The organism is Flavobacterium sp., from assembly GCF_040382755.1.
In the GTDB taxonomy this organism is placed as follows: domain Bacteria; phylum Bacteroidota; class Bacteroidia; order Flavobacteriales; family Flavobacteriaceae; genus Flavobacterium.
In genome coordinates, this window is record NZ_JBEIET010000131.1 from 1 (window position 1) to 4,894 (window position 4,894).

The window sequence follows — 4,894 nt, forward strand, 5'->3', positions numbered from 1 at the left end:
GATTTAGTTAGAAAACGTTGGCTTGATAATGCCTTTTACGGGACAACTTTTTCATTAAATTACAAAAACACCACTACCGATATTATTATTGGTGGTGCGGCAAACAAATATGAAGGAAAACATTTTGGAGAAGTAGTCTGGACACAATATTATGTGCCAAATTCCAACAAATATTATGATAATTTTGGAAATAAAAACGATGTGAATTTCTATACAAAAGCTTCGCAGCAAATTGGAAAAATTACTGTTTTTGCCGATTTACAATATCGAATGGTTTTCTATCAAGCCAATAGTATAAAATTTAATGATGTAAATGATACGTTCCGTTTCTTCAATCCAAAAGCCGGAATTACATATACATTAAATCCAGCAAGTTCTATTTATGGTTACTTTGGGATTGCAAATAAAGAACCTCGAAGAGATGATTATGAAAGCGGAAGTGTAAAACCAGAACGTTTGCAAGATTATGAATTGGGATATAAGTATAAAAATAAGAAAACCAGTTTGAATATTAATGCCTTTTATATGAGATATAAAAATCAATTGGTAGCCACTGGCGCTCTAAATGATGTAGGTAGCCCTGTTTTTGAAAATAGCGGAAAAAGTATGCGTGCAGGTATTGAAATAGAAGCGGCTTTACAACTTGCTTCTAAATTTGTTCTGCAACCAAACATCACTTTAAGTACAAATAAAAACAACGATTTTTATTTTGAAAGAAATGGCGTTTTAACCAATTTAGGGAATACCAATATTGCTTATTCACCAAATATGGTAATAGGAAATGCGCTAACATATTCGCCAATTAAAACGTTACAAATTTCATTATTAACCAAGTATGTTGGGGAGCAATATATGGGAAATATTGATGCTAAAAAATCAATTTTACCTGATTATACGACATCTGATTTGAATATTAATTACGAATGGAAAATAAACAAGGGCATTAAATCGATTGTGTTTTCTGGATTAATAAACAATATTTTCGACAGAACATATGAATCAAACGGCTATTTTTACACGTATAATGATAATTGGAGCGGACCGGGAATTTCAACAATTGAAGGCGTTGGTTTTTACCCGCAAGCGGGAATCAATTTCTTAGTTGGAATGAATTTGAAGTTTTAATTTTTTTGGTACGCAGATTTTACAGATTTTACAGATTTTAATTCAACAAATCTGTTTAATCTGTGTACCTATTTTTCAATCCAAGCTGTAATGCTTCTGTCGTCTGGTTGGGATTTTGGTGAAATTACTTTTTCTAATTCGCCATTTTCGTTAAGAAGAAATTTTTGAAAATTCCATTTTACAGACGTGTCTTTTACTCCGTTTTTTGATTTCTTTGTTAAGAATTCATAAATGGGATGCATATTTTTTCCTTTTACTGATATTTTTTCCATCATAGGAAATGTTACACCATAATTTATAGTGCAAAAACTTTCAATGTCTGATGCGCTGCCGGGTTCTTGCCATAAAAAATTATTGGCTGGAAAACCGATGATTTCAAAGTTTTGATTTTTATATTTTTCGTAAATCTTCTGTAATTTTTCGTATTGAGGTGTTAAGCCACATTTTGATGCGGTATTCACAACCATTATTTTTTTTCCTTTTAAAGTTGAAAAATCGAACTGGTTTCCTTTTAAATCGGTCACTATAAATGAATGAATAGAACCTTTAGGATAGGTTTTTGTGTCTTTTTTTAAAAAAGAAAATATGGATTGTAACATTAATTAAACACTTTTATGGTTGTCGCATCTATCATTTGAACTCGATACGCTTTCATTGGATATTGTTTTCCGGCTGCCAATCCTGTAAATAAACTATATTCGGCATCGTCACACGGGCATTTTGCATTAATTCCATTAATTGTCATCGTAGAACAATCGGTTAAAGGCTGATTTGGGCAAGCTGCATCATAAGCCAAAAAATTACCACTTCCTGCATTGAAAACAATCAAACCTCTAATTCCAGCACCTGCCGAATTTACATACACTGCACTGGAAGGATATGCCAAAACCGAATATTGAGGAAAACTCATATTTAGTATTACTTCAAAGGAGTAATTTGGCAAATAGGGATTGTTATTATCGGTCTGTGAATCTCTATCACAAGACAAAAAGACGGTAAACAAAATAAGAAAGTAAAAAATTCTTTTCATTTTTTATATTTATTTGATTTATCAAAATTAATTTATTTATATTTGACAAACTAATATAGTAAACGAAAAATAGTTAAATAAATTATATCTTTGCAAAAAGGGAATCCCATAGTTGTGGGATTTTTTCTATTTTATAAATTAATGAAGTTATGAGCACAGTATCTTATTACACAGCAGAAGGATTAAAACATTTAAAAGACGAGTTAGACCAACTTAAATCTATAGAGCGCCCAAAGGCATCACAAGCAATTGCAGAAGCAAGAGATAAAGGCGATTTATCAGAAAACGCAGAATACGACGCCGCGAAAGAATCACAAGGATTATTAGAAATGCGAATTTCTAAAATGGAAGAATTAGTATCTAATGCCCGAATTATTGACGAATCGACTTTAGATGTGTCGAAAGCATTGGTTTTATCAAACGTAAAAATCAAAAATCAATCTAATGGAATGGAACTAAAATACAAATTAGTTGCAGAAAGTGAAGCCGATTTAAAAACAGGAAAAATATCTGTAACTTCTCCTATTGGAAAAGGATTATTAGGGAAAAAAGTAGGCGAAATTGCAGAAATTAATGTGCCAAACGGCGTATTAAAATTTGAAATTTTAGAAATTACACGTGACTAATTTCTAAAATTCCAAAGTTAGAAATTCCAAAATCCAAAAAAATGAGTTCTATTTTTACCAAAATAATAAACGGAGAAATTCCTTGTTATAAAATTACAGAAACCGAAGATTTTATTGCATTTTTAGATGTAAATCCGAATGCTAAAGGACATACATTATGTGTTCCGAAGCAAGAAATAAATAAAATTTTCGATATGCCTGAAGATTTATATTTAAAACTAATGGCATTTTCAAGAAAAGTAGCGAGTGCTTTGGAAAAAACAGTGCCTTGTAAACGAATTGGAATGGCTGTTGTAGGTTTAGAAGTACCGCACACGCACGTTCACTTGATTCCGCTTCAAGATATGGACGATATGCGTTTTCAAAGAAAAACAACTTTGACTCCCGAAGAATTTTCAAAATTGGCACAAGTTATTGCTGAGAATTTATAAAAACTCTTTCCACAAATTTTAAATGAGTTTGTGGATTTTTTTTAACTTTCTTTCTTAAAAATCATTTGCATAGTGGTGCCTTTGCCGATTTCAGATTGTACAACTCTAATTTTTCCTTTGTGATATTCTTGTACAATACGTTTGGTTAGCGACAAGCCCAAGCCCCAACCTCTTTTTTTAGAGGTATAACCCGGCTCAAAAATTGTTTTAAATTTATTCTTCGCAATTCCGCTACCAGTATCTGTAACAGTTATAAAAACGTTAGTATCCCCTTCCACTATTTCAATAGATAAGTTGCCTTTTCCTTTCATCGCATCAATGGCGTTTTTTACTAAATTTTCAATTGTCCAGCTATGCAACGTCGGATTTAATAACACATAAAGGGGCTTTTCAGGAGCTCGGAAATCAAAAATTACTTGTTTTGAAACACGAGATTGCAAATACTCAAATGAAGATTTGGTTTCCTCGATTATATCTCTTTTTTCTAAGATAGGTTCGCTACCAATTTTAGAAAACCTGTCGGTAATAGTTTGTAACCTATTTATATCTTTTTCTATTTCTTCAATGGTAGTAGCTTCAACATTCTCCAACTTCAATAACTCCAACCAACCAATTAATGAAGATAAAGGCGTACCTATTTGATGTGCAGTTTCTTTAGCCATTCCTGCCCAAAGCTTATTTTGTGTTGCCATTTTTGTAGCACGGTAAAAATTATACACTACGCCGCCAAACAAAAACGCTACTAATAACAAGGCAATTGGATAATATTTAAGTTTGTTTAATATTGGAGAATCCCCATAATAGACCAAATGATAATCGTTTTTAGCAAATTGGACTTTTATTGGAGCATTTTGACTTTTAATTTTATTTAAAAACGCTTTTACTTTAACAGTATCGGTTTCAATTTCACCTAAATTCAAATTACTTAAAATTTTGCCTTCTTTATCGGTAAGAATTAATGGAATGTTTTTATTGTTTTCAATAATAAACGTAGGCAATTGAATATCCGCATTAACATCGGCATTTCTTAAATTCTTTAAAGCTGTAGCCCAAAGTTCCATTTTATTGCGTTCTTCTTCTTTAAACGTTTGAAAAAAAACATATGTGTTCCATAAAATTAAGGAAGCAATTAAAAACGATGAAATAATAATAATCCATCGTGTAAGATTTCTTTTTTCAGAAAACTGCATAAAAAGTATTTTGAGTAAAAATAAGAAAAAGTGAATAGTAATTAGAAATAAGTTAATAGTTTTTTGGTTTTTTTAATCCAACCACGAATTCTCGAATTAAAAATATAAAAAAGGTTCGAATCGACTTTGTCGATAATTAATTCGAATCAAAATTTATAAATACATTTTTCAGTAAAGTAAATTCGGAAATTCGTGGCAAAAAAATTGCTAACATTTGTAAAAAGAAATATCATTTCAATTGATTGATTTGCTTTATATTTGTAAAAAATACAATTTATGTTAAGCATTAATCCAAAAGAAATATCGCCATTAAAACTGCAAAGTTATTTACAAACTGCTGTATCCCCAAGGCCAATAGCGTTTGCAAGTACTATGGACGAAGATGGAAATCCGAATTTATCGCCATTTAGTTTTTTTAATGTTTTTAGCAGCAACCCTCCTATTTTAATTTTTTCGCCTGCCAGACGCGTGCGAAACAATACTATAAAACAC

6 protein-coding genes and 1 pseudogene are annotated in these 4,894 nt (G+C 31.1%); 4 read left to right on the forward strand and 3 right to left on the reverse strand.

Going from position 1 to position 4,894, the window contains the following annotated elements:
• Window positions 1-1,125, forward strand: a 1,125-nt coding sequence (locus tag ABWO04_RS09715) for a TonB-dependent receptor domain-containing protein (RefSeq protein ID WP_353079519.1), incomplete at its 5' end; no start/stop codon positions are given.
• Between the two features lie 68 nt (window positions 1,126-1,193).
• Here the strand turns inward: ABWO04_RS09715 and ABWO04_RS09720 are convergent.
• Window positions 1,194-1,724, reverse strand: coding sequence for a glutathione peroxidase (locus ABWO04_RS09720; protein WP_353079520.1), 531 nt, complete (start codon window positions 1,722-1,724; stop codon window positions 1,194-1,196).
• Complete coding sequence (locus tag ABWO04_RS09725; protein ID WP_353079521.1) at window positions 1,724-2,155, reverse strand: Rieske (2Fe-2S) protein; 432 nt, start codon at window positions 2,153-2,155, stop codon at window positions 1,724-1,726. Before ABWO04_RS09725 ends, ABWO04_RS09720 begins: the two co-directional genes overlap by 1 nt.
• 149 nt (window positions 2,156-2,304) lie before the next feature.
• Here ABWO04_RS09725 and greA point away from each other — a divergent pair, with 149 nt between their 5' ends.
• Window positions 2,305-2,781, forward strand: a complete 477-nt coding sequence (gene greA, locus ABWO04_RS09730; RefSeq protein ID WP_353079522.1) for a transcription elongation factor GreA — start codon at window positions 2,305-2,307, stop codon at window positions 2,779-2,781.
• Window positions 2,782-2,822: 41 nt separating this feature from the next.
• The gene (locus tag ABWO04_RS09735) at window positions 2,823-3,212 is read left to right on the forward strand and encodes an HIT family protein (protein ID WP_353079523.1); all 390 of its coding nucleotides are present in this window, start codon (window positions 2,823-2,825) and stop codon (window positions 3,210-3,212) included.
• Window positions 3,213-3,253: 41 nt separating this feature from the next.
• Here the strand turns inward: ABWO04_RS09735 and ABWO04_RS09740 are convergent, their stop codons facing one another.
• Window positions 3,254-4,402, reverse strand: coding sequence for a sensor histidine kinase (locus tag ABWO04_RS09740; protein ID WP_353079524.1), 1,149 nt, complete (start codon window positions 4,400-4,402; stop codon window positions 3,254-3,256).
• A gap of 276 nt (window positions 4,403-4,678) precedes the next feature.
• Between ABWO04_RS09740 and ABWO04_RS09745 the strand changes: the two are divergent.
• Window positions 4,679-4,894: pseudogene (locus ABWO04_RS09745) on the forward strand (flavin reductase family protein); the annotation flags it as partial.

Excerpts from the sequence above, each read along its gene's own strand:
- ABWO04_RS09720 (WP_353079520.1), bottom strand. The coding sequence starts at position 1,724 with ATGTTACAATCCATATTTTCTTTTTTAAAAAAAGACACAAAAACCTAT.
- ABWO04_RS09735 (WP_353079523.1), top strand. The coding sequence starts at position 2,823 with ATGAGTTCTATTTTTACCAAAATAATAAACGGAGAAATTCCTTGTTAT.
- greA (WP_353079522.1), top strand. The coding sequence starts at position 2,305 with ATGAGCACAGTATCTTATTACACAGCAGAAGGATTAAAACATTTAAAA.
- ABWO04_RS09740 (WP_353079524.1), bottom strand. The coding sequence starts at position 4,402 with ATGCAGTTTTCTGAAAAAAGAAATCTTACACGATGGATTATTATTATT.
- ABWO04_RS09725 (WP_353079521.1), bottom strand. The coding sequence starts at position 2,155 with ATGAAAAGAATTTTTTACTTTCTTATTTTGTTTACCGTCTTTTTGTCT.